We start from the raw sequence: 25,906 nt of genomic DNA on the forward strand, positions 1-25,906 counted from the left end.
ACCTTTGCTGTCCGCCCAAGGACGCGCCTTTCTTTTGGTTACTTTTCTTTGGAAGTGTGCCCCGAAGGAAATCCCCTTGGGGGGCAAAGAAAAGTGACCGCCGCCCCGCGCAGGGGCAACGCTAGCAGACCGCTAAGAAAGCAAGTCCAACGAGAGAGCGTGAACCACAAAAATAAAAACCCACGCCCCCGCGAGCCCCCCCCCAACATCAAAGAATCACGCGCCGGAAATCAGCAAGCAACGCGCCGAGATAAGCATTGAACCGCGCGGCTTCCGCGCCGTCGATCACACGGTGATCGTACGAGAGCGACAGCGGCAACGTGAGGCGCGGCGCAAACTGCTTGCCGTCCCACACGGGCTTCATCGCACTGCGCGACAAACCGAGAATCGCGACTTCGGGGGCATTGATGATCGGCGTGAAGTTCGTGCCGCCGATGCCGCCCAAAGACGAAATCGAGAAGCAGCCGCCTTGCATCTGATCGGGCTTGAGCTTGCCTTCGCGCGCGAGCTTCGAGAGGTCGGCCATTTCCCGGGCGATCTCGATGAGTCCCTTCTTGTCGGCATCGCGAATGACGGGCACGACGAGCCCGTTCGGCGTATCGGCCGCGAAACCGACGTGGTAGTACTGCTTGAAAACGAGATTGTCGCCATCGATGCTCGCGTTGAAGGTCGGGAATTTCTTCAGCGCCGAGACGACGGCCTTGATCACGAATGCGAGCATTGTGATCTTCACACCGGCCTTTTCGTTTTCCTTGTTCAACTGCACGCGCAACGCTTCGAGTTCGGTGATGTCTGCTTCGTCGTTGTTCGTGACGTGCGGGATCATCACCCAGTTGCGGTGCAGATTGGCGCCCGAGATCTTCTTGATGCGCGAAAGCGGCTTGGGATCGATAGGACCGAACTTCGTGAAGTCGACCTTCGGCCACGGCAGCAGATTGAGCTCGCCGCCGCCCGCGCCAGCCGCCGGGGCCGGGGCCGCGCCGGACACCGCTCGCTGGCCCGTCATCACGCCCTTGACGAACGCGGTGACGTCCTCTTGCGTGATGCGCCCCTTCGGACCCGTACCGGGCACTTGTCCCACATCGACGCCCAGTTCGCGTGCGAATTTGCGCACGGACGGCGAGGCATGACTCGGACGACGTGCGCCGCCTTCGCCGGCCGGAATGATCGGCGCTTGCGCGAGTGCGGACGGCTGAGCCGGCACGCTGTGCGGCACGTCCGGGCGCGGCGAATCGGCCGGCGGCTCGACCTTCTTGGCCGGAGCGGCTGCCTCGCCTGCCGGCGCGGCGCCCGCTGCAGCTTGCGCCTCGACCAGCACGATCAGCGTGCCTTCCGACACGGAGTCGCCAACCTTGACCTTCACTTCCTTGACGACGCCGGCCACCGGACTCGGCACGTCCATGGTTGCCTTGTCCGATTCGAGCGTGACGAGCGATTGTTCTTTCTCAATGCGATCGCCGACCTTCACCGCGATTTCGATAACGGGCACATCTTTATAGTCGCCGATGTCCGGCACCTTCACTTCCTGCACGCCACCGCTGGCAGCCGGCGCGGCTGCCGCAGCAGGCGCGGCGGCGGCTTGTGCGGGCGCAGCCGCCTGCGCGGGCGCCGCGGCGCCGTTCGGCTGAGCAGGCTTTTGCGCTTGCGCGCCGCCGGCCGGCTCGAGCAGGATGATCAGCGTGCCTTCGGACACGGAATCGCCCTGCTTGACCTTCACTTCCTTGACGACACCGGCCTGGGGGCTCGGTACGTCCATCGTCGCCTTATCCGATTCGAGGGTGATGAGGGACTGTTCTTTGTCGACGGCATCGCCGGCCTTCACGAGGATGTCGATGACGGGCACGTCTTTGTAGTCGCCGATGTCCGGCACCTTGACTTCGATCGCTTCACTCATTGTTCGTGTCTCCAGGGCTCACAGAGGCGCGCCCGCCGTGTTTCCAAGCGGCGGGCGCGCATAGCCTCACGCGAAGGCGATGCCTTAAACGGTCATCGGGTTGGGTTTGTTGGGGTCGAGCTTGTACTTCGCCAACGCATCGGCAACGACCTTGCGCTCGATGGTGCCTTCGTCGGCCAACGCGTTCAGCGCGGCGACTGTGACCCAGTAGCGATCCACTTCGAAGAAGTGGCGCAGCTTCTCGCGCGTATCCGAGCGACCGAAGCCATCCGTACCGAGCACGACGAAGCGGTTCGGCACGTAGGCGCGGATCTGATCGGCGAGCGCGCGGACATAGTCGGTCGATGCAATGACCGGCCCCTTCGCATCCTGGAGCAGCGTCTCGACGTGCGAGAGCTTGCGCGGCTCGTTCGGATTCAACAGGTTCCAGCGCGCAATGTCCTGCCCTTCGCGCGCGAGTTCCGTAAAGCTCGGCACGCTCCAGATGTCGGAATCGACCTTCCAATCGTTCTTCAGCAGATCGGCCGCAGCAATCACTTCGTTCAGAATCGTGCCGGCACCCATCAGTTGCACGCGCGGGCCCTTGCCGGCCGCATCGCCCTTTCTGAACGCGTACATCCCCTTGATGATGTCCCGCGCCACGTGCTCGCCCTGCGGTATCGCCGGGTGCTCGTAGTTCTCGTTCATCACGGTGACGTAATAGAACACATCCTCCTGGTTCTGCACCATGCGACGCAGGCCATCCTGCATGATGACGGCGAGTTCATAGCCGAACGTCGGGTCGTAGCTCACGCAGTTCGGCACCGATTGCGCCCACAACAGCGAGTGGCCGTCTTCGTGCTGCAGACCTTCGCCGTTCAGCGTCGTGCGTCCGGCCGTGCCGCCCAGCAGGAAGCCGCGCGAGCGCATGTCGCCGGCCGCCCAGACGAGATCGCCGATACGCTGCAGACCGAACATCGAATAGAAGATGTAGAACGGCACCATGATCTCGCCGTGCGTCGAGTACGACGTCGCGGCCGCGATCCAGTCGCACATGCCGCCGGCTTCGTTGATGCCTTCCTGCAGAATCTGGCCCGTCTCCGATTCCTTGTAGAACATCAGCTGATCGGAATCCTCGGGCACATACTTCTGGCCGTCCTGGTTCCAAATGCCGATTTGACGGAACAGACCTTCCATGCCGAACGTACGCGATTCGTCGGGAACGATCGGCACGACGCGTTTGCCGAGCGTCTTGTCCTTGAGCAGGATGTTCAGGATGCGCACGAACGCCATCGTCGTCGAAATCTCGCGGCCTTCGCCCGTGCCCTTGAGCAGCGGCTCGAACGCGGCGAGCTCGGGCACCGGCAGCGATTCGGCCTTCTCGCGACGCGCCGGCAGATAGCCGCCCAACTCCTGGCGCCGCGCGCGCATGTATTCAAGTTCCTTCGAGCCTTCCTCGAACTTCAGGTACGGCACGTTGACGAGGTCTTCGTCGGAGATCGGCAGGCGGAACTGATCGCGGAACACCTTGAGTTGATCCACCTGCATCTTCTTCTGCTGGTGGGTGATGTTCATCGCCTGACCGGCCTCGCCCATGCCGTAGCCCTTGATCGTCTTCGCCAGAATGACGGTGGGCTGATCCTTGGCGTGCTGCGCCTGATGGAACGCGGCGTAGATCTTGTGCGGGTCGTGGCCGCCGCGGTTCAGATTCCAGATGTCTTCGTCGGACCAATCGGCGACGAGCGCCTTCAACTCCGGCGTGTTGAAGAAGTGCTCGCGGACGAACGCGCCCGATTCCGACTTGTACGTTTGATATTCGCCGTCGACGACTTCCATCATGCGGCGCATCAGCGCGCCCGTCTTGTCGCGGGCGAACAGCGCATCCCAACGGCTGCCCCAGATGACCTTGATGACGTTCCAACCGGCGCCGCGGAACTCCGATTCCAGCTCCTGGATGATCTTGCCGTTGCCGCGCACGGGGCCGTCCAGACGCTGCAGATTGCAGTTGATGACGAATACGAGGTTGTTCAGACGCTCGCGGCCCGCCATGCCGATCGCACCCAGCGATTCCGGCTCGTCCGTCTCGCCGTCGCCGAGGAACGCCCATACCTTGCGCCCATCCGTCTTCGCAATGCCGCGCGCCTGGATGTACTTCATGAAACGCGCCTGATAGATCGCCATGATCGGGCCAAGGCCCATCGACACGGTCGGGAACTGCCAGAAATCGGGCATCAGCCACGGGTGCGGGTACGACGAGATGCCCTCGCCGCCCACTTCCTGACGGAAGTTGTCGAGTTGGTTCTCGGTCAGACGGCCGAGCAGGAACGCGCGCGAGTAAATACCGGGCGACGAGTGGCCCTGCACGAAGACGAGGTCGCCACCGTGCTCGGCCGAAGGCGCATGCCAGAAATGATTGAAGCCGACGTCGTAGAGCGTGGCCGCCGATGCGAACGACGCGATATGGCCGCCGACGTTCGTATGCTTGCCCGCGCGCAACACCATCGCGATCGCGTTCCACCGTGTATACGAGCGAATACGATGCTCGATGTCCTGATCGCCCGGGATCTTCGCCTGGTGCGAGACGGGAATCGTATTGATGTACGGCGTTTTCGCCGAGAACGGCAGATGTTCGCCATGCACGCGCGCGAATTCGATCTGCTTCTCGATCAGATAGTGCGCACGGTCAGGTCCGACGGCAGAAATGACCCCTTCGAGCGCTTCGAGCCATTCGCCGGTTTCCTGGGGATCGTCGTCTTTATCGGCGGCGACATACTTCATGACTTCGTCGGGCACAGCGGACATTCTCGTCTCCTGGATGGGGAATGCTCTTCGAACGGGCTACGCAGACCGGGGCCGGCCGCGGCAGTTGTCGGCGATTGTAAAGAAGCTTGCGGTGCCTTAGCAAACAATTTTTCGAATGACGAGATCATTTCTCATAATGCGGAATATTGCTGCAATGCATCTAAAATTGCAGACATCCGCGCGACAACGTGACGTCAGTTGCGCCGATTGAGCCGTCAATACGCTCGTTTTACGCCAATTGGTCTGAGCGTGCTGCGCTACAATTCGAGCCATGTTGACCGATCGGCTTTTTGCACGTTCGGCGCGGCCGTCCCGTCCCAGGGCGGATTCGGCGCCGTCTCGCTGGCACCACGGACCGTGGTGGTCCAATTCGTATTTGCTCACGCCGCTGCTTTCGATCCTCGTCTTTCTGGTGGTGATGAGCCTCATTCTGTGGAGCTTGAACCGGCGCGAGCAGCAACAACAGGAAGACACGCTGTACCGCAACGTCGCATGGGCGCAGCAACAGATCAGGCTGTCGATGACGGGCGCCCAGGAGCAATTGCAAGCGCTTGCGCGCGACATCGCGGCCGGCCATGCCGATCAGCATTCGTTCGAAATGTCGACGGCCGATGTCATGCAGGGGCATCCCGAGGTCCTGTACCTGAACTGGTACACGGTGCAAAAGACGCCGCGCTGGCCGAACACCCCGCTGCCGCTCGCCGGCCAGCGCTTCGCGCGGCTCACCGATGCGCAAATGGACGAGGCCGTCAAAGCCGCGTTCGCCGATGCGCGCAGCACGCGCCGCCAGGTTTATTCGCCGCTCATCTATGACGATGTCGGCAACGGTTATCTGACGCTGCAAACGCCGATCTACCGCGATCGCGAGTTCCTTGGCTCGATCGCCGCCGTGTTTTCGATCGAAGGGATTCTCAAGCACGACATCCCGCCCGAGCTTTCGGCCAAGTACAAGATTTCGATCACCGACGCCAACAATCGCGAGCTCGCCACGACCTCGACGCGCCCGCGCCTGCCGCGCGATATCTTCTACGACCTGCCCCTCGATCCACCGGGCCAGGGCGTGACCGTGCGCGTCTATGCATTCCCGCAAATCACGAACTTCACGAACAACACGCTCGTCTGGCTCGTGGCCGGGCTTTCGTGCTTCGTGCTGTGGAGCCTGTGGAGTCTGTGGAAGCACACGCGCCAGCGCTTCGAGGCGCAGCAGGCGCTCTATGCCGAAGCGTTCTTCCGTCGCGCGATGGAAAACTCGGTGCTGATCGGCATGCGCGTGCTCGATATGCACGGTCGCATTACGCACGTGAATCCGGCGTTTTGCCGTATGACGGGCTGGGACGAAAGCGATCTGGTCGGCAAGACGGCGCCGTTCCCTTATTGGCCGCGCGATTCCTACCCCGAAATGCAGCGCCAGCTCGATATGACGCTGCGCGGCAAGGCTCCTTCGTCCGGGTTCGAGCTGCGCGTCCGGCGCAAGGACGGCTCGCTGTTTCATGCGCGCCTGTACGTCTCGCCGCTCATCGACAGCTCGGGCCGTCAAACGGGCTGGATGTCGTCGATGACCGACATCACGGAACCGAAGCGCGCACGCGAGGAGCTGGCCGCCGCGCACGAGCGCTTCACGACCGTGCTCGAAAGTCTCGACGCGGCCGTGTCGGTGCTGGCCGCCGACGAAGCCGAGTTGCTCTTCGCGAATCGTTATTACCGCCATTTGTTCGGCATCCGGCCCGACGGCCATCTCGAACTGGCCGGAGGCGGCTTCGACAGCGCGCAGGCGTCGTCCGATTCGATCGACATGGTCGATGCTTACGCCGGCCTGCCCGCGGCCGCGCTGACGGAAAGCGCGGCGGACGCCCAGGAAATCTACGTCCAGAGCATCCAGAAATGGTTCGAAGTGCGGCGCCAGTATATCCAGTGGGTCGACGGCCATCTGGCGCAGATGCAAATCGCGACCGATATCACGACGCGCAAGCAGGCGCAGGAGCTCGCGCGTCAGCAGGAAGAGAAGCTGCACTTCACGAGCCGCCTGATGACGATGGGCGAAATGGCTTCGTCGCTCGCGCACGAACTCAACCAGCCGCTCGCTGCCATCAACAATTACTGCTCGGGCACCGTCGCGCTCGTCAAGGCGGGCCGCACGACGCAGGAGACGCTGCTGCCCGTGCTCGAGAAAACAGCCCAGCAGGCCGTGCGGGCCGGCATGATCATCAAGCGTATCCGCGAGTTCGTGAAGCGCAGCGAACCCAAGCGCCAAGCCGCACGCGTCTCGGATATCGTCGCCGACGCAGTCGGTCTGGCCGAGATCGAAGCGCGCAAGCGTCGCATTCGCATCCTCACCGAAATCCGCTCGCGGCTGCCCGTCATTTACGTCGACCCCGTGCTGATCGAGCAGGTTCTCGTCAATCTGCTCAAGAATGCCGCCGAGGCCATGCACGACGCGCGGCCCAACGCGATCGACCCGATCATCCGCGTCATCGTCAGGCTCGACGCCGGGTTCGTATGCATCAGCGTCATCGATCAGGGCCCCGGTGTCGACGAAGCGGCCATCGAACGGCTGTTCGAGCCGTTTTACAGCACGAAGTCGGACGGCATGGGCATGGGATTGAACATCTGCCGCTCGATCATCGAATCGCATCGGGGCCGTCTGTGGGTTGTCAACAACGTCGACGACAACGGCAGGATCACAGGCGCCACGTTTCACTGTAGTCTGCCGATCGGCGAGCCTGGCGATCCGAGCCACATCGGCACGGTCGAGGCGCCGAGACCACAAACCGTTACGGGAGAGCTATGAGCAGCCCAGTCACCAGTCAAGAAACCGTCTTCGTGGTCGACGATGACGAAGCCGTGCGGGATTCACTGCGCTGGCTTTTGGAAGCGAACGGCTATCGCGTGCAGTGCTTTTCGAGCGCCGAGCAGTTTCTCGAGGCCTACCAGCCTGGACCACACGCCGGCCAGATCGCCTGCCTCATCCTCGATGTGCGCATGTCGGGCATGAGCGGACTCGAACTGCAAGAGCGCCTTATCGCAGAAAACGCCTCGCTGCCGATCATCTTCGTCACGGGTCACGGTGATGTGCCGATGGCCGTCTCGACCATGAAGAAAGGTGCGATGGATTTCATCGAGAAGCCGTTCGACGAAGCGGAACTTCGCAAACTGGTCGAGCGCATGCTCGACAAAGCGCGCAGCGAGAGCAGCACCGTGCAGCAGCAGCGCGCGGCAGCAGAGCGCCTGGGCAAGCTCACGGCGCGCGAACATCAGGTGCTCGAGCGCATCATCGCCGGCCGCTTGAACAAGCAGATCGCCGACGACCTCGGCATCAGCATCAAGACGGTCGAAGCGCACCGCGCCAACATCATGGAAAAGCTCAACGTCAACACGGTGGCCGATCTGCTGCGCCTCGCGCTGTCGAACAAGCCCGCCAACCAGGCGTAACGTTCCGCCCGGCGCACGCCGGTCCGCCTGCTCCCGCCCCGGCGCGCGTTCGCGCCGGGACTTCCCTCCACGTCGGGATGGCGTCCGACGCTATAATCACGCTTTTGTCACGCGCCGCGATGCGTCGGCGGCCGCCGCCGCCCATGCCAGTCGCCGGGCACGCATGCTTTGCTGTTCGCACCCGAACCATCGAAGCCGAGCGCCTTGCCCCGCTGGCCCCCGCCCCTCGCGCGACCGCTGCTTTTCATCGTCTCATTCTCGACCGACCACCATGACAGCCAAACTGATCGACGGCCTTGCTCTTTCCAGGACCCTTCGCGCCGATGTCGCCGCGCGAGCCGCCCAGCTCACCGCGCGCGGCCACCAGCCGGGGCTCGCGGTGGTGCTCGTCGGTGACAACCCGGCCAGCGAAGTGTACGTGCGCAACAAGGTGAAAGCCTGCGAAGACAACGGCCTGTATTCCACTTACGACCGCTATCCCGCCACGCTCTCCGAGGCCGATCTGCTCGCGCGCATCGACGCGCTGAACCGCGATCCGCGCATTCACGGCATCCTGGTGCAACTGCCGCTGCCGCAGCATATCGACAGCCACAAAGTCATCGAAGCCATCGCGCCCGAGAAAGACGTCGACGGCTTCCATGTGGCGAATGCCGGCGCATTGATGACCGGCAAACCGCTGTTTCGTCCCTGCACCCCCTACGGCGTCATGAAAATGTTCGAAGCGTACGGCGTCGAATTGCAGGGCGCGAACGCCGTCGTGATCGGTCGTTCGAACATCGTCGGCAAACCGATGGCCATGCTGTTGCTCGAAGCCGGCGCCACCGTCACGATCTGCCATAGCAAGACACGCGATTTGCCCGGCCATACGCGCGCGGCCGATATCGTCGTGGCCGCGACCGGGCGGCGCAACATCCTGACGGCCGACATGGTCAAGCCCGGCGCAACGGTCATCGACGTCGGCATGAACCGCGACGACGCCGGCAAGCTCTGCGGCGACGTCGATTTCGCCGGCGTATCGGCAGTGGCCGGACTCATTACGCCGGTGCCGGGCGGCGTCGGTCCTATGACGATCACGATGCTGCTCGTCAATACGATCGAAGCGGCCGAGCGCAGCGCGGCGCAAGGCTGAGCCAGCCGCGGCACGGTCGGCGCACGGACGATCGGGATCGGCCGTGCGGACGAAAAATCGCGCGTGCATTTGGAATCGGCGCGCCTCGCCCCAATAATGTCGGAATCGGGCGCTCGAAGCGCCCGCCTCTCTACACTCGACAGACAGGACCAGCGCTATGGCTTCGAATACATCCGATTCGTCCCCCGCAACCGATCAGCGCATTCCTCACGAGAACCCGCTGCTCGACTTTTCCGGCTTGCCGCGCTTCGGCGAAATCCGCCCCGAGCACATCACGCCCGCGCTCGACACGCTGCTGGCCCAGGCTCAAGCGGCGATCGATCGCGCCACCGATCCCGCTACGCCCGCCATCTGGGCCGATGTCGTCGATGCCACGGAGGCCGCAACCGAGCCGCTTTCGCGCGCCTGGGGCGTCGTCGGTCATTTGAACGCCGTGGCCGATACGCCCGAGCTGCGTGCCGCTTATGGGGAGAATCTGCCTCGCGTCACCGAATTCTGGTCCAGCGTCGGCCAGAACCTGGCCCTGTTCGAGAAGTACAAGGCTATCGTCGCCAGCGACGCCTATGCCGCGCTCTCGGCCGAACGCAAAAAGATCCTGCAAAACTCGTTGCGGGACTTCCGTCTGTCGGGCGCCGAGCTGCCCGAAGACAAAAAGCCGCGATTCTCCGAATTGCAGGAGCGTCAGGCGGCGCTCGCGAAGGCGTTCTCCGATCACGTTCTCGACGCGACCAACGCTTACGCCTATATCGCGAAAACCGAAGCCGAGCTGGCCGGATTGCCGGCCGATGTAATCCAGGCTGCTCGCGAAGCGGCGCAGGAAGCCGGCCTCGAAGGCTGGAAGTTCACGCTGCACTTCCCGTCGTACTTTCCCGTCATGCAGTACGCGGCCCATCGCCCGATGCGCGAGGCGATGTACCGCGCTTACGTCACGCGCGCATCCGAGCTCGGCCCAACCTACGGCGGCGGTAAGGCCGAGTGGGACAACACCGACAACGTCGCTGAGATCTTGAAGCTGCGCAAAGAAGAAGCGCAGATGCTCGGCTATGGCAACTTCGCAGAGGTCTCGCTCGTGCCGAAGATGGCCGATACGCCAAGCCAGGTCGCCACGTTCCTCGAAGACCTCGCACAGCGCGCCCGCCCCTATGGCGAGAAGGACTGGCAGGAACTGCGCGAATTCGCTGCCAACGAGCTGGGTCTGGCCCAACTCGAGCCTTGGGACGTCGCGTTCGCGGGCGAGCGCCTGCGCGAAAAGCGCTATGCGTTCTCGGAAAACGAGGTCAAGCAATACTTCCCCGAGCAGGCCGTTATCCAGGGGCTGTTCAAGGTCACGCAAACGCTGTTCGGTGTAACGATCCGCCAGGATCAAGCGCCCGTTTGGCACCCGGACGTGCGCTTTTTCCGCGTGGAAGATGCCGACGGCACGCTGCGCGCGCAGTTCTATCTCGACTTGTACGCGCGCGAAGGCAAGCGCGGCGGCGCCTGGATGGACGACGCGCGTTCGCGCCACCAGCGCAGCGACGGCACGCTGCAAACGCCGGTCACTTACCTGACCTGCAACTTTTCGGCGCCTGTCGGCGGCAAGCCGGCATGCTTCACGCACGACGAAGTCATCACGCTGTTCCACGAGTTCGGACACGGGCTTCATCACATGCTGACGCGCGTGGGCGAATTAGGCGTCTCGGGCATCAACGGCGTCGAGTGGGACGCCGTCGAATTGCCTTCGCAATTCCTCGAGAACTTCTGCTGGGAGTGGGACGTCCTGGCCGATATGTCGTCGCACGTCGATACGGGCGCCAAGCTGCCGCGCGCGCTGTTCGACAAAATGATCGCTGCGAAGAACTTCCAAAGCGGGCTGGCGACGCTGCGTCAGATCGTGTTCTCGATGTACGACATCGAGCTGCATACGAGCTTCGATCCCGCCGGCGCGAAAAGCGCAATCGATCTCGCACGTGAAATCAACGCGCGCTACCACGTCATCGAGCAAGCGAGCTTCTCGCGTTGGCCCAATACGTTCAGCCATATCTTCGCCGGCGGCTACGCGGCCGGGTACTACAGCTACAAATGGGCCGAAGTTCTGTCGGCCGATGTGTATGCCGCGTTCGAAGAAGCGGCGAAAGCCGCGCAGGGCAGCGTACTCGATGTCGAGACGGGCACACGGTATCGCCGGGAAATCCTCGAGGTCGGCGGCAGCCGTCCCGCGATGGATTCGTTCCAGGCGTTCCGCGGCCGGGCGCCGACGATCGACGCGCTGCTGCGCCATCACGGAATGGCGCAAGCGCCGCTGCAGACGAGCTGACGCCCCCACTCGCACTGCCGGGGATCGAACGGGGCGCCCTGCGCGTGTCGGCTTTAGCGGCTTAGCTTGAAGTCGATCTCGCCAGGGCGCCCCTCCAACGAAAGCGTCGCACGTGCCGACGGCGTGCGCGCGACGATCGCTCCGCGCCGGACGACGGCAAGGCGCGTCGCCCGCAGCCGGATCGCTTCGATCGGGTCGCGCGCATCGAGCAAGACGCAATCGGCGCGACATCCGGGCGCGATACCGTAGCCATCGAGATTCAGGATTTGCGCCGGGCGTACCGTGACTGCGTCGAAAGCGGCGCGCATCGCATCGACGCCGGTCATCTGCGCGACGTGCAGGCCCATGTGCGCGACTTCGAGCATATCGGCCGAACCGAGGCTGTACCAAGGGTCCATCACGCAATCGTGGCCGAACGCGACATTGATGCCGGCGGCCAACATCTCGGGCACGCGCGTCATGCCGCGCCGCTTGGGGTAGGTATCCGCACGCCCTTGCAACGTGATGTTGATGAGCGGGTTGGCGATGGCAGCCACGCCCGACTCACGCATCAACGGCAGCAGCTTGCTGACGTAATAGTTGTCCATCGAATGCATCGACGTCAGGTGCGAGCCCGCGACGCGGCCTTGCATCCCGAGCCGATGCGCCTGCGCGCAAAGCGTTTCGATGTGGCGCGAGAGCGGATCGTCCGATTCGTCGCAATGCATATCGACGGCCAGGCCCTTCTCGGCCGCGAATTCGCAGAGAAGCCGAATCGATTCCGCCCCATCCGCCATCGTCCGCTCGAAATGCGGAATACCGCCGACGACATCGACGCCCATCCCCACCGCCCGCTTCAGATTGTCGAAAGCGCCCGGTGAGCGAAGCAACCCGTCCTGCGGAAACGCTACAAGTTGCAGGTCCAGGTAAGGCGCGACCCGGCGCTTGACCTCGAGCAGCGCTTCCACGGCCAGCAAGCGGGGGTCGCAGACATCGACGTGAGAGCGGATTGCCAGCAGACCGCGCGCAACGGCCCAATCGCAATACTGGAGCGCACGCTCGATCAACGCCTCTTGCGTCAGTTGCGGCTTCAACTCGCCCCATAGTGCGATCCCTTCGAGCAACGTCCCCGACGCGTTCACGCGCGGCAAACCGTATGAAAGCGTGGCGTCCAGATGGAAGTGCGCGTCGACGAAAGCCGGTATGACGAGCAGGCCCGCTGCGTCGATCTCCTGCGCGGCCTTCGCCGCAAGGTTCGGCTCGACGCCGATCATGCGCCCGTCTTTCATCGCGATATCGACGAGTGCATCGCGACCAGCAACGTGGTGGGCCAATGCAGCGCGACGGATGATGAGATCCATGGATGGTTCCTCGGGCGTTGGGCCGGCGTGCGCTGCCGGGGCAGCGAAGCTCCTGCTTTTGCGTGACTGCGCCGCGCAAGCGGCAACGAGCGGCAAGGCGTGCATAGCGTGCGTCTGGCAATGATTCTAGCCAGCCGCGTCGCTTTCCTCATCATCTTTGTCGTCGAACAACGGAAACTGGCCCTTGGCGATGCCGTCGTCCTCTTCCAGTCGCACGCCAACCCCGAGCAGACGCACCGGCCGATTGCGCCGTGCGAAGCCCTTTTCGAGCAAAGCAATGAATGTCGGCACGTTGGTCTCGCCGGCCACGCATTCGACCGTCGTCCGCTGAAAATCCGCGAAGCGAATCTTCACGTAGAGCTTGCGGATGGCGGCCGCCGCACCCACGCGTTCGATGCGCGCGTCGAGTTGCCCGGCCAACTGCCGGATTTCGGCCGCGCAGGCATCGAGCGTCTGCAAGTCGGTCACGTAAGTGGTTTCGACGCTGATCGACTTGCGTTCCTGATCGGGCTCGACCGCGCGATGATCGATGCCGCGAGCGAGGTCGTAAAGCCGGCGACCGAATGCGCCGAAGCGTTGATGCAGATCGACGAGCGTCCATTCGCGCAGATCACGGCAGGTTTCGATGCCGAGCTTTTCGAGCTTGGCGGCCGTGACCTTGCCGACGCCGAAGATCTTGCGCACCGGCAACGCCGCGACAAAGGCGTCGACTTCGTGCGGGCGCACGACAAAGAGGCCATCGGGCTTGTTCCAATCGGAGGCGATCTTCGCGACGAATTTGTTCGGCGCGACGCCTGCCGATACCGTGACGCCGACTGTCTCGCGCACGCGCTCGCGGATCTCGGCGCCCATCAGCGTCGCACTGCCCTTGCAGTGCGTGGCCTGCGTCACGTCCAGATACGCCTCATCAAGCGACAGCGGTTCGACGATCGGCGTGTAATCGCGATAGATCGCCATGATCTGGCGCGATGCGATGCGGTACTTCTCCATCGCTGGCGGCAGGATCAGGAGATCGGGGCACTTGCGCATGGCGAGTGCCGAAGACATGGCCGAATGCACGCCATAGCGACGCGCCTCATAGTTACACGTGGCGATTACGCCGCGATGCTCGGGCCGACCGCCGATCGCAAGCGGCCTGCCGCGCAAGCTCGGATCGTCGCGCATTTCGACCGAGGCATAGAAGCAATCGCAATCGCAGTGGATGATTTTGCGCGCGAGCGCAGCCGCCGCGCCCGATGGCGCAGGAACGGGGGCCGGTGGGGTCGGTTCGCGCGTATGCAAAGTGAGCGTTACTGTACAAAAACACAGTAATCATATCAAGCGGCGCGGGTGACGAGCGGCTCAGGCGAAGTCGGCGCAAATCCGTGACCAAGTGCTCGCCCTCGTAAGCCTTCAAAGCGCGGTCGAGCATTTCGAAGCTCCGCACGGTGTTCGGTACCGTAGCTGGCGGCGTCGTAGATGCGTCGCGACCGATAAATGCCGAAACCCCTGACCGCGAACGGCGCCAATCGTGCGATGGGCGAAAGTGTGAACGAGCGCGGGACTCGTACATTCATTCAGTTCTCCTAAGTAATCCGGGAGAACACGCGACAACGTTTGTACGCAACATCGAATGGGGACGGACGCGCCCAGAGGAATAACCGTTCCGCACGCAAGCGAGCAAGGGTTCGAGGCCGACATCCGCTCGCCCAGACTGCTGCATGCAATATCGGCGCGCGCCGCGAATGCCTGAGGGTGGATGCGATCGTTGCGGGCGTCAGCACGCACGGAAAAGGGGGGTGCGAAGATGAAAATGCAGCCGCGTTGATTGAAGCCACCGTGCCGGTGGCCATGTCGCTCATGCCAGAGAGGCAGAAAGACAAGGCGGAAAGACTACAAAAGCAAAAACCCGCCAAAATCAGCGGGTTTTTGTGTTTGGTTGCGGGGGTAGGATTTGAACCTACGACCTTCGGGTTATGAGCCCGACGAGCTGCCAGACTGCTCCACCCCGCGTCAGAGAAATAAATTATACGAGACTTCGTGCGCTGCGTCAAACAATACTGTCGACGACGCCACCATCTACACGCAGCGCCGCACCTGTCGTGGCCGAGGCTTGCGGCGAGCAGACATAGACGACAAGGTTCGCACCTCTTCCACCGTGCCCGGGCGCTGCAAGATCGAACTCGCGCGATGCTGGCGTACGGACTCGACGCCGACTTCGTCGGTCATGGTCGTCCCGGGTCCAAACGGAAACGTTTTTCCCTCTTTTGTCCCAGAACGGATTGCGCATCCCAATTTCTCTTGAAGCCTGGATTTCGGCGGCGAGGTGTGGCTGAACGCGACTCGGTCGGCTTTTTCTATTTACCGAGCCAAAGCGCGAGGACTTAGCGGCGTCGCGCCCTGCCGCGAGACAACGGCAAGGCGTCTTTCGAGTACGTTCTAACCATTAGGAGTGCGTAGCAACGATCTTGCGGATCGCGTTGTTCAGCGTATCGGCCACGAACACGTTACCGGCTGCGTCAACGGTGAGCCCGTCGGGGCTATCGAACGATGCCGCCGTACCCTGACCGTTCGTCAAAGCTGCCGCGCCCGAGCCTGCGAGCGTGGTCACGTTCCCCGCCGAGTCGACCTTGCGAATCACGTTATTGCCCGTATCCGCGACATAGACGTTCCCGCTCGCGTCCACAGCAACGCCGTTCGGCTTGTTGAACGTAGCAGCCGTGCCCTGGCCGTTAGCCGAGCCTTGTGCCCCCGAGCCGGCGAGCGTCGTGACGTTTCCGCTCGGATCGATCTTGCGGACCAGGTTGTTTCCCGCGTCGGCCACATACAAATTGCCGCTCGCATCGAGGACGAGGCCATGCGGCGCATTGAACGACGCGGCCGTGCCCAGTCCGTTAGCCGAGCCTTGGGCGCCGGAGCCCGCGAACGTCGTGACGTTGCCGCTCGGATCGATCTTACGGATGAGGTTGTTTCCATCGTCCGCCACGAAAAGGTTTCCGCCCGGATCGACGACGATACCTGCCGGGAAATCGAACGAGGCGGCTGTGCCACGACCATTGGCCGAGCCCGGGGTGCTCGAGCCCGCGAGCGTCGTCACATTGCCGCTCGTATCGATCTTGCGGATCGTGTTGTTGCCCGAATCCGCGACATACAGGTTTCCGCTCGAATCGAGCGCGAAGCCGTTCGGGAAAGTGAATTTTGCGGCTACCCCATTGCCGTCGACGTTGCCGCCTGTACCCGCTCCGGCCACCGTCGTGACGTTCCCGCTCGTATCGATCTTGCGGATGAGATGGTTACCCGTATCGGCCACGTAGAGATTGCCCGCCGCATCGACGGCCACGTCGCACGGATCGTTGAACGTTGCCGTCGCTACCGGGCCATTCGTCGCGCCCCATGCGGTCGATCCCGCCACGGTCGATACCTGCTCGACGGTCGCGTTTGTCGTGGACGTACTTCCGGAAGAAACGCCGACCGCGCTATTGCCGCCGCCGCAAGCGGCCAAGGCGAACGTGAGAATAGCTGCCGCGGCGAATTCGCCGGCCCGACGAAACAAGGGGTGACTACGCATCAGGTAAAGCTCCTCTTTGCTTTTAATAGACGGGGCCGCCATGCCGCCCCTAACGAATTCCGATAAAACAACCATGCGCATTCGGACGCCGCGCGAACAAAACGGCGAACGCTCGGATTGCGATTGCGGAATGCTTTTCTCGGAGTCGCTTGATTCGACCGGAAAACACCAGTCGAACCAAAAACGTTACGCGGCTACGCGCGCCCACGGCGAGCCGACGCGCCGCGATCGTAGGCCCATAGGCACGCCGTGCCCGCAGCCTTTGCGCGATGAACCAGGGAAACGATTGACGACCGAAACGCCGCATTGCGCGACGAGTCGAACGATAGGATTGCTGCTTTGCATCTGTCTAAGCCCCGGAATAGCAAGTGGTTATTAAAGGTCTCGTGGACACTTTGTAAGAGTTCTTGGACTCATTCGGCGCCGAATATAGCATCGTCCGATACGTTCAGTCTGCACCATTGACGAAATCGACACGACCTGGCTACAAAAGGATTGACAAACCTCCTACTGGTCGTCTTCGCACATGCGCAATCGGGCAGCGATAAAAAATGGTTCCTCATGTACTACCGGTAAGCATGTCGACAGCCCGAGGCGCATGTCATACGCAATGCCCGTCAGGCACCACGGCGCCGCCTCGCAAGCCGACATAGGCGCTGCGGCCACTGCATAGCAAAACCGTCGATTCGGGACGGCGTCGGCCGTCCTCGTTTACCATCACGTCTGGCTTCCGCCCGCCGCAGATCGCACCCGTGCGCATCGGTAGTCCAGCGAACCTTTCGCTTTCGCCCGGAGCGAAAAGAGCCAACGATATGACGCCTGCCCCGTGCAGCAAAGACGTGAGAACACAATGAAAATCGCCACCTGGAATGTCAATTCTCTGAAGGTTCGCCAGCAACACGTCATCGATTGGCTCGAGTTGAGCCATGTCGATGTGCTCTGTCTGCAGGAATTGAAAATGCCCGACGAGAAATTTCCGCGCGCCGAGCTGGCTGAAAAAGGCTACCGAAGCTGGTTCGCCGGACAGAAGACCTACAACGGCGTGGCGATCATCGTGCGCGATGGCATCGAAGTGGACGAAACGCAAATCGTGCGCAACATCCCCGGCTTCGCCGACGAACAGCAGCGCTTGATCGCCCTGACTGTCGGCGGCGCCCGCATCGTATCGGCGTACTTTCCGAACGGACAAGCGCCCGGCACCGAAAAGTTCGCGTACAAGCTGCGCTGGCTCGATGCCCTTGCGCAATGGCTCAAAGACGAACTCCACGTTCATCCGAAGCTCGCGCTGCTCGGCGACTACAACATCGCGCCCGAAGATCGCGACGTTCACGATCCCAAAGCGTGGGAAGGTCAGAACCTCGTCTCGCCCGAAGAGCGCGCAGCGTTTTTCAAGCTCGTCGAACTGGGCCTCGTCGACGCCTTCCGTCAATTCGAGCAGCCCGAAAAAACCTTCACCTGGTGGGACTATCGAATGCTCGCCTTCCGTCGCAACGCCGGGCTACGTATCGACCACATCTTGCTCTCGCCCGAGCTCGCCCAAGCATGCACGCTTTGCGAAGTCGATAAAACCCCGCGCAAATGGGAGCAGCCGTCAGATCACGCTCCCGTCATCGCGCAGCTGGGCTGACAACGCTCTACCCCTCGCGCGTCACGGCTCCAGATGCAGTTCCTGGATCTTGCGCGTGATGGTATTGCGGCCAATGCCAAGCCGCTCCGCCGCTTCGACCTTGCGACCGCGCGTGAAGTCGAGCGCTTCTCGAATGACTGCCGCTTCGAATCGCCGCGCGAGTTCGTCCATGACGTCGCCCGTATTTTCGCGCAGCATGCGCGCGACTTCCGCGCGCAAACCACTTTCCCACACGCTGACAGGCAGCCCCGTGGCCACGCCGGCCAGCGCAGCCGGCGCAATCGCGACCCCGTTGCGCTCGCTACCGTCAAGCCCGGCCGGATTCGCAGAAACCGATGCGCTCGTAGCAGGCCCCGCAACGATGTCGCCGCTGCTCTCGGGCGTCGCGCCGGGCACGAGGTCGGGCGGCAAATCCTTGATCTCGATCGTCTGCGCTGGCGCCATCACGGTCAGCCAATTCGCGAGATTCTCGAGCTGCCGCACATTGCCCGGAAACGGCAACGTCGTCAGATAGGCGAGCGCCGCCTCGGATACGCGCTTCGGCTCAACCCCAAGATCGCGCGCACTCTTTTGCAAGAAATGGCGCGTCAGCAACGGGATATCCTCGCGCCGTTCGCGCAACGCCGGCAAGCGCAGACGGATGACATTCAAGCGGTGATACAGGTCTTCGCGGAACAATCCCTGCCGCACGCGCGCGTCCAGATTCTGGTGCGTCGCGGCAATCACGCGCACGTTCGCGCGCAGCGGGCTATGCCCACCCACGCGATAGAATTGTCCGTCCGAAAGGACGCGCAAGAGTCGCGTTTGCAGGTCGAACGGCATGTCGCCGATTTCGTCGAGAAACAGCGTGCCGTTCTCGGCCTGTTCGAAGCGTCCTTGTCGCGTAGCTTGAGCGCCCGTAAATGCACCGCGCTCATGACCGAACAGTTCGGACTCCAAAAGATCCTTCGGAATCGCAGCGGTATTGAGCGCGATGAACGGCCCATTCGCACGCGGGCTGTGCCGATGCAATGCACGCGCGACGAGCTCTTTACCCGTGCCCGACTCGCCCGTGATCAAAACGGTGGCGGCCGAATGCGAAAGCCGCCCAATGGCGCGAAACATGTCCTGCATCGCCGGCGCCTGGCCCAGCATTTCGGGGGCGTCGCTCGAGAGCACTTCGCTGGCCGGCGAACCGCGCAGGCTCTCGTCGACCGCGCGGCGAATCAATTCGACGGCCTTGTCGACGTCGAACGGCTTCGCCAGATATTCGAACGCGCCGCCTTGGAACGCGGCCACCGCGCTGTCGAGATCGGAGTACGCGGTCATGATGATGACGGGCAGCTCGGGCAGTCGCGTACGGATCGCCTGCAGCAATTCGAGGCCCGACGCCCCCGGCATTCTGATATCGGAGACGAGCACTTGCGGGCTTTCGCGATCGAGGGCGGCGAGCGCCTCGCGTACGTTGGCAAAACTACGCGTCGGGAAATTCTCGCGCGCGAGGGCTTTCTCGAGCACCCAACGGATCGATTGGTCGTCGTCTACTATCCAGATCGGCTTCATGGAGTGGGTCTTATCAATTGACGAGCGGCAGCAAAATCTGAAACTCGGTGTGTCCGGGGCGGCTCTCCACTTCGATCAGTCCGTCGTGCTGCTGGACGAACGTCTGCGCGAGTGTGAGACCCAACCCACTGCCGTCCTCGCGGCCGGACACGAGCGGATAAAAAATACGATCGCGGATTTCTTCGGGAATCCCGGGCCCGTTGTCGATCACTCGCAAATCCAATGCCAGTTTGCACAGGCGCTTCGAGATCGTGACTTTGCGCGCAACGCGCGTACGCAATGCAATGCGCGCATCGCCCTGGCCGATGCGCTCGCGCAGCGCCTGCGCGGCATTGCGCACGATGTTGAGCAGCGCTTGAATGAGCTGCTCCTTGTCGCCGCGCAAATCGGGCACGCTCACGTCGTAATCGCGCTCGATCGTGAGACCGCGCGGGAATTCCGCGAGAATCACGGCACGCACGCGCTCACACACTTCGTGGATATTGACGTCGCCGACGATGTGCGGATGTCGATGCGGCTCGAGCAACCGATCGACGAGCGTTTGCAGGCGATCCGATTCCTTCACGATCACCTGCGTGTATTCACGCAACTCCTGTCGCTCGCGTGCGCCCAACTCGAATTCGAGCAGTTGCGCGGCGCCGCGTATTCCGCCGAGCGGATTCTTGATCTCATGCGCAAGATTGCGGATCAATTGCTTGTTCGCAATCGACAGATCGTGAATACGCTCTTCGCGATCGGTGCGCAAATGGCGCTCGTTTTCGAACAACTCGAGCAAAACGTAATCGGGCGCGCTTTCGAGGAAACCGACCACGACATGCACATGCAACGGCTCGCGCCCCGGCCGCTCGAGCACGGTGTCGAGATGCGTCGCATGAAAGCGATGCTCCGCGATGGCTGCAATCGTCGTGACGAGGTCGTCGCTGTTGACGAACAACTCCGACCACGACATCTGCATGAGCTGCCGACGCGACAAATCGAGCATCGACTCCGCTGACGGGTTCGCGAACGCAACGCGCAGCGTGCGCGTCTCGAGCAGGAGCGCAACGGTCGGCAACGCCTCGAAGCCCGGCAACAAGCCCGACTGCGTGAGCGCATCGTCGTCTGAAAGCGGCTCGGTTTGGCCTTTCTGCGCCTTGATCAAATTGTTGAGCACCATCGTCGATTCACCGGAACGAAAAAGGGACGGCGCCGCCGTCCCTTCGAGACCGATCAGCTTGCTGATGCGCTCCACCGACGACAACAAGCGAAGCGCATCGCGTCGCTTACAGCGAGTAGTACATCTCGAACTCGATCGGATGCGTCGTCATGCGGAAGCGTTGCAGTTCGCCTTCCTTCAGTTCGAGGTAGGCGTCGAGCATCGCGTCCGTGAACACGCCGCCGCGCGTCAGGAACTCGCGATCGGCATCGAGCGCCTCGAGCGCTTGCTCGAGACCTGCGCAAACGGTCGGGATCTTCGCGTCTTCTTCGGGCGGCAGATCGTACAGGTTCTTATCCGCGGCTTCGCCCGGATGAATCTTGTTCTGCACGCCGTCGAGACCGGCCATCATCAGCGCCGAGAATGCGAGGTACGGGTTCGCCATCGGATCCGGGAAGCGCGTTTCGATGCGGCGGCCCTTCGGGTTGCTCACGTGCGGAATACGGATCGAAGCCGAACGGTTGCGCGCCGAGTAAGCGAGCTTGACCGGTGCTTCGAAGTGCGGCACGAGACGCTTGTACGAGTTCGTCGTCGGGTTCGTGATCGCATTGAGCGCGCGCGCGTGCTTGATGATGCCGCCGATGTAGAACAGCGCGAATTCCGAGAGGCCGGCGTAGCCGTTGCCCGCGAACAGGTTCTGGCCGTCCTTCCAGATCGACTGGTGGACGTGCATGCCCGAGCCGTTATCGCCCACGACAGGCTTCGGCATGAACGTCGCCGTCTTGCCGTACGTGTGCGCGACGTTGTGGACGATGTACTTCAATTGCTGGGTCCAGTCGGCGCGCTGCACGAGCGTCGAGAACTTCGTGCCGATTTCGTTCTGGCCTTGGCCCGCCACTTCGTGGTGATGCACTTCGACCGGAATGCCGATCTGTTCGAGCAGCAAGCACATTTCCGAGCGCATGTCCTGGAACGTATCGACCGGAGCGACCGGGAAGTAGCCGCCCTTCGTGCCCGGACGGTGACCCGTGTTGCCGCCTTCGAATTCCTTGCCCGACGACCACGGCGCTTCTTCGGAGCCGATCTTGACGAAGCAGCCCGACATGTCGGTGTTCCATTGAACCGAGTCGAAAATGAAGAACTCGGGTTCGGGACCGAAGAAGGCGGTATCGCCCAGGCCCGTGCTCTTCAGATACGCTTCGGCGCGCTTGGCGAGCGAGCGCGGATCGCGTTCGTAGCCCTTGCCGTCTGCCGGTTCGATGACGTCGCAGGTCATCACGAGCGTCGGCTCTTCATAGAACGGATCGATGAAGCTCGAGTTGGGATCGGGCATGAGCAGCATGTCCGATGCCTCGATGCCCTTCCAGCCGGCAATCGAGGAACCGTCGAACGCATGGCCGCTCTCGAACTTGTCTTCGTCGAACGCCGACAGCGGCACCGAGACGTGCTGCTCCTTGCCGCGCGTGTCGGTGAAGCGAAAGTCGACAAACTTGACGTCCTCGTCCTTCACGAGCTGCATGACGTCGGCCACGGATTTACTCATATCCTCTTCTCCATTTAATAGGTTCGGCGGTTCTTCGCTTCTTGCCGCTTCGGCTCATCGCGCCTTCCGACGCCAAATCCGGTCTATCAAGCGATCGCCGCGGGTAAAAGCAGCTTCCGTGCCAAGCGTTCGATATCACGCCCAGACTTTCGATCCACCGGGCGCAAAGCCGCGAGGCAGCGCGCCCCGCGCTGGGGAACCGACGAGACGCTGCATGCGCAGCGCCCGCGCCGAAACAGCACCGTTTTGGTGCTCATTCGCGTACGCAACGGCCAGCCACTCTCATTGTGGTGCATTACCCCCAAAAATGCACCTCTTTGGCGCACACATCATGCGCGAGCCATGCACCACGACGCACTGAAGCACCGGGTGCCGCCGCGCTAGAATGCACTTTTACGATGACGGTTTTCCGAACGAAGGGGACAACGGCTCATGAGCTCGCTCGAACAAATCCTCGCGCAGGCCGACAAGCGCCGCGCCGAACATCAATTGACCTACGCCGGGGCGCTGTCGCCGGCGGAGGCGTTCGAGCTTTTGCAGCTCGAACCAAAGGCCCGACTCGTGGACGTGCGCACGCGCGCCGAACTCGATTGGGTAGGAAGGCCGCTCGTCGGCGACGGCCAGTACGTTCATATCGAATGGACGCGGTATCCGGGCGGCGTGCCGAATCCGGAGTTCGTCGCTCAGTTGCGGGAAGCGGTGGGCTCCCCTGATACGCCGGTGCTGTTCTTGTGCCGCAGCGCCGCGCGCTCGAAGCTGGCGGCCGTGACCGCCGCTCAACAGGGCTTTACACGAGCGTACGACCTGCTCGAAGGCTTCGAGGGCGACAAGGATGGGAATGGTCACCGAAAGATGGTCAGCGGCTGGTGCTTCCGCGGGCTGCCGTGGATGGGGGCTTGAGCCGCAATCAGGCCTCCAGTCTATGGGGTCGTGTTTAACCGGCCTCCGGCTCGACGATATCGCCGCCGAGCAGATGCACGCCTTCCCTTAGCTTGACGAAAGCGGCGGCCACCGCCTCGGGTTCGCCTTTGACGCCCAAATCGATGTGCCGCCGCGCGAAGAGACCGCCGCGCTCGGCGTCGCCGACGCTCGGCAGGCTGAATACGCGCACGCCCGGAAAATCGGCCTCGATCTTTTCCATGAGCGGCGTCAACGTCGACTCCATCAGTTCGAAGACGTAAAGCGAGCGCTCGGCACGGGCGACAGCATGATGGAGATGGGCGTACTTCGTATCGAGCACCCACTCCATCATCGGCCACGCCATGACCGGAAAGCCGGGCACGAAATGGTGGTCGCCGACCGAAAAGCCCGGAATCTTGTTGTAGCCGTTCGGAATGATCGACGCGCCGAGCGGAAACACGCCCATATTCAAGCGATGGAGGTTTTCGGGCGAATCGAGGTCGAGCGGGGTCGACGCCGCCGCGGCCGAACTCGCGCCGCCCGCCCCTGCAGCGGCGCCATGCATCTCGCGGATGCGTGCACGAATGAGTTCGGCCGCTTCGGGATGCAGCTCCAGCGGCACGCCGAGCGCCTCGGCAGCGCATTGCCGGGTATGGTCGTCCGGGGTCGCGCCGATGCCGCCCGTCGAGAAGACGATATCGCCTGACGCGAAGGTGCGCTTGAGCGTAGCCGTGATGCGGTCGCGGTCGTCGCCCACGTATTCCGCCCAGTCGAGCGCGAGGCCGCGCGCGCTCAGCAATTCGATGATTTTCGGCAGATGCTTGTCGACGCGCCGGCCGGACAGAATTTCATCGCCGATGATGATCACGCCAAATGCCATAGACTGCCCTCGCCCTCATGTGGATGGAAGCGCCTCATTGGCGCGCAGGCGCTGCAACGCGTCCAGGCAATAATGACCGAACCAGAGCGCCGAAAACACGAGGATAAACGCATAAATCCAAATCGTGGCGGCGGCGATTACGGGAAACAGCACGACGAGCCAGATGGACCAGGCCCAGATCAGCGTCGGTACCGTGCCCATCAGGCCCGTGGCGATGCCGATGGCGAATAGCGGGCCGCGATGGCGTCGGATCAAAGCACGGCGCTCCTCGCTGCTGGCGTGCAGCGCAAGCGCATCGTAGGTCATCACCCGGTAGGTGAGCCAGCCCCATAGCAACGGCGGAATGACGGCGAACAACGGCGGAAACAACCAGAGCGGCACCGTCAGCACGAACAGCACGATGCAGACGAGCGTCGTCACGAGCGTATGCACCAGGCTGCCGAACCATGTGCCGCCGCGACGCTGTTCGAGGCCGGCGAAACGTCGCGCGGAAAGATAGCGCACGACCATCGGCATCGAAATCGTGGCGATGAGCAGCAGCACCGTCGTAGCGATCAGCGGAACCGAGAGTGCGACGATGATGAACGGCGCCAGCGCGGCATGCAGCGAAGTCAGGCCGATCCAATCGAAGGCATGGTAGAGCGATTGGCCGAACCACGATGCCGCAAGCCAGCCCCGCGCACTGTCGACGAGCGGCTGCCACATGAACCAAAAGAACAGCCCCCACCCCGCCGTCGCGACGAAGAACGGCATGAAGGTGAGCCAAAGCATACGCGGATGCAGCGCACTGGCCGCGGCCTTGCCGAACGAACGCAGAAAATCGGTCATGCGCAGGCCCCTTCAGAGCGATGCCGCGCCCCCGCTGCGAGCGGCCGAGCGTGCCGCGCCAAGGCGCCGCGCGATCCGCACGAAGGCGAGCCAGTGCTGCGAAACGAACCCTTCCCCATACAATTGCCCCTCGCGCTCTTCGCGGATACCTGTCGGTTCGACCGTGCGATCCCACGACGCGGTCTTGAACAGCATATCCCACCAGGGGAAAAGGACGCCGAAGTTGCAACCGTACGCCGTTCCTTCATGCCCGTAGCCCACGGCATGGTGGCGTCGATGGAAACCCGGGCTGACGATCAGCCGCTCGATCACACGCCCGAAATCGAGGCGTGCGTTGCAATGCTGGACGCTTTGCAAGAAGTTCGTCACGGCAGACAACACGACGAACTGGGTCGGCGCAATGCCGATCGCCAACGCGATCGCCGCAAAGAACCCCGCCTGCAGCACGTCGTCGAGCAAGTGGTTGCGATCGTCGCACCACAGCGACATTTGCCGCTGGCTGTGGTGCACGGCGTGCAGTTCCCACCAGATACCGATTCGATGCTGCCACCGGTGATACCAGTAGCCGGCGAAATCGAGCACGACGAGGTAGATCGCAAAGGCGACGAGCGGCTGCGAAGTCACCCCCGGCCATAGCGTATCGAGATTGACGTTGGCGATATCGTGGTAGCGAAGCCAGACCTGCGTGCGATCGAAGATCGGCTGGAAGGCGACGAAGAAGAACAGATTGAACAGGCCGAGCTTGCTGATCCATGTATAGAACACGTCGACGCGCACGGCCTTGCGATCGTGCCACTTTTCGACGGGCCGCAGCATTTCGAGCGGCCGCAACAACGCATACATCGCGAGGATCGTCAGAAAGCCGACGATGACGGGATACAGGGCGTCGTAGGTGTCTTCGTCGTAGTCCATCCAGCCGAACCTGAACAGCAGAGGCTGGGCGACATGAATGAAGACCCAGGTTTGCAGCGACGAAACGAGCGAGTCGAGCGATGCAACGATCAGGTGCAGCATGGCGGACCGAAGTGATTAAAT

General features: G+C 62.6%; 17 protein-coding genes, 1 tRNA gene and 1 pseudogene. 6 read left to right on the forward strand and 13 right to left on the reverse strand.

The features are described 5' to 3' along the window. Window positions 1–208 precede the first annotated feature (208 nt). Window positions 209–1,894, reverse strand: coding sequence for a dihydrolipoyllysine-residue acetyltransferase (gene aceF, locus C0Z19_RS25070; RefSeq protein WP_102612546.1), 1,686 nt, complete (start codon window positions 1,892–1,894; stop codon window positions 209–211). Window positions 1,895–1,978: 84 nt separating this feature from the next. Next, window positions 1,979–4,675 carry a pyruvate dehydrogenase (acetyl-transferring), homodimeric type gene (gene aceE / locus C0Z19_RS25075; RefSeq protein ID WP_102612547.1) on the reverse strand — a complete coding sequence of 899 codons (2,697 nt, stop codon included), beginning with the start codon at window positions 4,673–4,675 and terminating at the stop codon, window positions 1,979–1,981. A 271-nt stretch (window positions 4,676–4,946) separates the two neighbouring features. Here aceE and fixL point away from each other — a divergent pair, with 271 nt between their 5' ends. The 4 genes from fixL (at window position 4,947) to C0Z19_RS25095 (ending at window position 11,529) form a co-directional block, all read left to right on the forward strand. After that, window positions 4,947–7,463, forward strand: coding sequence for an oxygen sensor histidine kinase FixL (gene fixL / locus C0Z19_RS25080; protein ID WP_102612548.1), 2,517 nt, complete (start codon window positions 4,947–4,949; stop codon window positions 7,461–7,463). Next, on the forward strand, window positions 7,460–8,104 hold the full coding sequence (fixJ, locus tag C0Z19_RS25085) for an oxygen response regulator transcription factor FixJ (RefSeq protein ID WP_102612549.1): 645 nt from the start codon (window positions 7,460–7,462) through the stop codon (window positions 8,102–8,104). The genes fixL and fixJ overlap by 4 nt, the downstream gene beginning before the upstream one ends. Window positions 8,105–8,375: 271 nt before the next feature. Then, the gene (gene folD / locus C0Z19_RS25090; RefSeq protein ID WP_102612550.1) at window positions 8,376–9,233 is read left to right on the forward strand and encodes a bifunctional methylenetetrahydrofolate dehydrogenase/methenyltetrahydrofolate cyclohydrolase FolD; all 858 of its coding nucleotides are present in this window, start codon (window positions 8,376–8,378) and stop codon (window positions 9,231–9,233) included. Window positions 9,234–9,390: 157 nt separating this feature from the next. Beyond that, window positions 9,391–11,529 carry a M3 family metallopeptidase gene (locus tag C0Z19_RS25095; RefSeq protein WP_102612551.1) on the forward strand — a complete coding sequence of 713 codons (2,139 nt, stop codon included), beginning with the start codon at window positions 9,391–9,393 and terminating at the stop codon, window positions 11,527–11,529. Window positions 11,530–11,582: 53 nt separating this feature from the next. Here C0Z19_RS25095 and C0Z19_RS25100 read toward each other — a convergent pair whose 3' ends face one another. The 5 genes and pseudogenes from C0Z19_RS25100 to C0Z19_RS25120 form a co-directional block, all read right to left on the reverse strand. Continuing rightward, on the reverse strand, window positions 11,583–12,869 hold the full coding sequence (locus tag C0Z19_RS25100) for an amidohydrolase family protein (RefSeq protein WP_102612552.1): 1,287 nt from the start codon (window positions 12,867–12,869) through the stop codon (window positions 11,583–11,585). 126 nt (window positions 12,870–12,995) lie between these two features. Further along, complete coding sequence (gene dinB / locus C0Z19_RS25105; RefSeq protein ID WP_102612553.1) at window positions 12,996–14,150, reverse strand: DNA polymerase IV; 1,155 nt, start codon at window positions 14,148–14,150, stop codon at window positions 12,996–12,998. A gap of 634 nt (window positions 14,151–14,784) precedes the next feature. After that, a tRNA-Met gene (locus C0Z19_RS25110) sits at window positions 14,785–14,861 on the reverse strand. Window positions 14,862–14,898: 37 nt separating this feature from the next. Beyond that, window positions 14,899–15,071 (reverse strand): annotated as a pseudogene (locus C0Z19_RS28815) (SDR family oxidoreductase); the annotation flags it as partial. A 223-nt stretch (window positions 15,072–15,294) separates the two neighbouring features. Then, the gene (locus C0Z19_RS25120) at window positions 15,295–16,416 is read right to left on the reverse strand and encodes an NHL repeat-containing protein (protein ID WP_102612554.1); all 1,122 of its coding nucleotides are present in this window, start codon (window positions 16,414–16,416) and stop codon (window positions 15,295–15,297) included. 850 nt (window positions 16,417–17,266) lie between these two features. Here C0Z19_RS25120 and xth point away from each other — a divergent pair. Then, window positions 17,267–18,043 (forward strand): exodeoxyribonuclease III, encoded by a 777-nt coding sequence (gene xth, locus C0Z19_RS25130; protein ID WP_102612556.1) that lies wholly within the window; start codon window positions 17,267–17,269, stop codon window positions 18,041–18,043. Between the two features lie 21 nt (window positions 18,044–18,064). On the opposite strand, the gene ntrC is transcribed toward xth, so the two are convergent. The 3 genes from ntrC to glnA form a co-directional block, all read right to left on the reverse strand. Continuing rightward, window positions 18,065–19,585 (reverse strand): nitrogen regulation protein NR(I), encoded by a 1,521-nt coding sequence (gene ntrC, locus C0Z19_RS25135; RefSeq protein ID WP_102612557.1) that lies wholly within the window; start codon window positions 19,583–19,585, stop codon window positions 18,065–18,067. Between the two features lie 13 nt (window positions 19,586–19,598). Continuing rightward, window positions 19,599–20,741: a nitrogen regulation protein NR(II) gene (gene glnL, locus C0Z19_RS25140; RefSeq protein WP_102612573.1), complete on the reverse strand. Its 1,143-nt coding sequence runs from the start codon at window positions 20,739–20,741 to the stop codon at window positions 19,599–19,601. A 106-nt stretch (window positions 20,742–20,847) separates the two neighbouring features. Further along, window positions 20,848–22,263 carry a type I glutamate--ammonia ligase gene (gene glnA / locus C0Z19_RS25145; RefSeq protein WP_102612558.1) on the reverse strand — a complete coding sequence of 472 codons (1,416 nt, stop codon included), beginning with the start codon at window positions 22,261–22,263 and terminating at the stop codon, window positions 20,848–20,850. Between the two features lie 432 nt (window positions 22,264–22,695). On the opposite strand from glnA, the gene C0Z19_RS25150 reads away from it, so the two are divergent. Beyond that, window positions 22,696–23,163 (forward strand): rhodanese-like domain-containing protein, encoded by a 468-nt coding sequence (locus C0Z19_RS25150; RefSeq protein ID WP_102612559.1) that lies wholly within the window; start codon window positions 22,696–22,698, stop codon window positions 23,161–23,163. A 34-nt stretch (window positions 23,164–23,197) separates the two neighbouring features. On the opposite strand, the gene C0Z19_RS25155 is transcribed toward C0Z19_RS25150, so the two are convergent. From C0Z19_RS25155 to C0Z19_RS25165, 3 genes are read right to left on the reverse strand one after another with little or no spacing between them, the layout of a single operon-like run. Beyond that, window positions 23,198–24,043: a competence/damage-inducible protein A gene (locus tag C0Z19_RS25155; protein ID WP_102612560.1), complete on the reverse strand. Its 846-nt coding sequence runs from the start codon at window positions 24,041–24,043 to the stop codon at window positions 23,198–23,200. A 15-nt stretch (window positions 24,044–24,058) separates the two neighbouring features. Then, window positions 24,059–24,871 carry an EI24 domain-containing protein gene (locus tag C0Z19_RS25160; protein WP_102612561.1) on the reverse strand — a complete coding sequence of 271 codons (813 nt, stop codon included), beginning with the start codon at window positions 24,869–24,871 and terminating at the stop codon, window positions 24,059–24,061. A 12-nt stretch (window positions 24,872–24,883) separates the two neighbouring features. After that, the gene (locus C0Z19_RS25165) at window positions 24,884–25,885 is read right to left on the reverse strand and encodes a sterol desaturase family protein (protein ID WP_102612562.1); all 1,002 of its coding nucleotides are present in this window, start codon (window positions 25,883–25,885) and stop codon (window positions 24,884–24,886) included. Window positions 25,886–25,906: the final 21 nt, after the last annotated feature.

The sequence above is a fragment of the Trinickia soli genome, from assembly GCF_002879855.1.
Classification (GTDB): Bacteria; Pseudomonadota; Gammaproteobacteria; order Burkholderiales; family Burkholderiaceae; genus Trinickia; species Trinickia soli.

Bases quoted from the DNA above. Each gene is read 5' to 3' on its own strand.
- aceF (WP_102612546.1), bottom strand. From the start codon at position 1,894: ATGAGTGAAGCGATCGAAGTCAAGGTGCCGGACATCGGCGACTACAAA.
- aceE (WP_102612547.1), bottom strand. From the start codon at position 4,675: ATGTCCGCTGTGCCCGACGAAGTCATGAAGTATGTCGCCGCCGATAAA.
- fixL (WP_102612548.1), top strand. From the start codon at position 4,947: ATGTTGACCGATCGGCTTTTTGCACGTTCGGCGCGGCCGTCCCGTCCC.
- fixJ (WP_102612549.1), top strand. From the start codon at position 7,460: ATGAGCAGCCCAGTCACCAGTCAAGAAACCGTCTTCGTGGTCGACGAT.
- folD (WP_102612550.1), top strand. From the start codon at position 8,376: ATGACAGCCAAACTGATCGACGGCCTTGCTCTTTCCAGGACCCTTCGC.
- C0Z19_RS25095 (WP_102612551.1), top strand. From the start codon at position 9,391: ATGGCTTCGAATACATCCGATTCGTCCCCCGCAACCGATCAGCGCATT.
- C0Z19_RS25100 (WP_102612552.1), bottom strand. From the start codon at position 12,869: ATGGATCTCATCATCCGTCGCGCTGCATTGGCCCACCACGTTGCTGGT.
- C0Z19_RS25120 (WP_102612554.1), bottom strand. From the start codon at position 16,416: ATGCGTAGTCACCCCTTGTTTCGTCGGGCCGGCGAATTCGCCGCGGCA.
- xth (WP_102612556.1), top strand. From the start codon at position 17,267: ATGAAAATCGCCACCTGGAATGTCAATTCTCTGAAGGTTCGCCAGCAA.
- ntrC (WP_102612557.1), bottom strand. From the start codon at position 19,585: ATGAAGCCGATCTGGATAGTAGACGACGACCAATCGATCCGTTGGGTG.
- glnL (WP_102612573.1), bottom strand. From the start codon at position 20,741: ATGGTGCTCAACAATTTGATCAAGGCGCAGAAAGGCCAAACCGAGCCG.
- glnA (WP_102612558.1), bottom strand. From the start codon at position 22,263: ATGAGTAAATCCGTGGCCGACGTCATGCAGCTCGTGAAGGACGAGGAC.
- C0Z19_RS25150 (WP_102612559.1), top strand. From the start codon at position 22,696: ATGAGCTCGCTCGAACAAATCCTCGCGCAGGCCGACAAGCGCCGCGCC.
- C0Z19_RS25155 (WP_102612560.1), bottom strand. From the start codon at position 24,043: ATGGCATTTGGCGTGATCATCATCGGCGATGAAATTCTGTCCGGCCGG.
- C0Z19_RS25160 (WP_102612561.1), bottom strand. From the start codon at position 24,871: ATGACCGATTTTCTGCGTTCGTTCGGCAAGGCCGCGGCCAGTGCGCTG.
- C0Z19_RS25165 (WP_102612562.1), bottom strand. From the start codon at position 25,885: ATGCTGCACCTGATCGTTGCATCGCTCGACTCGCTCGTTTCGTCGCTG.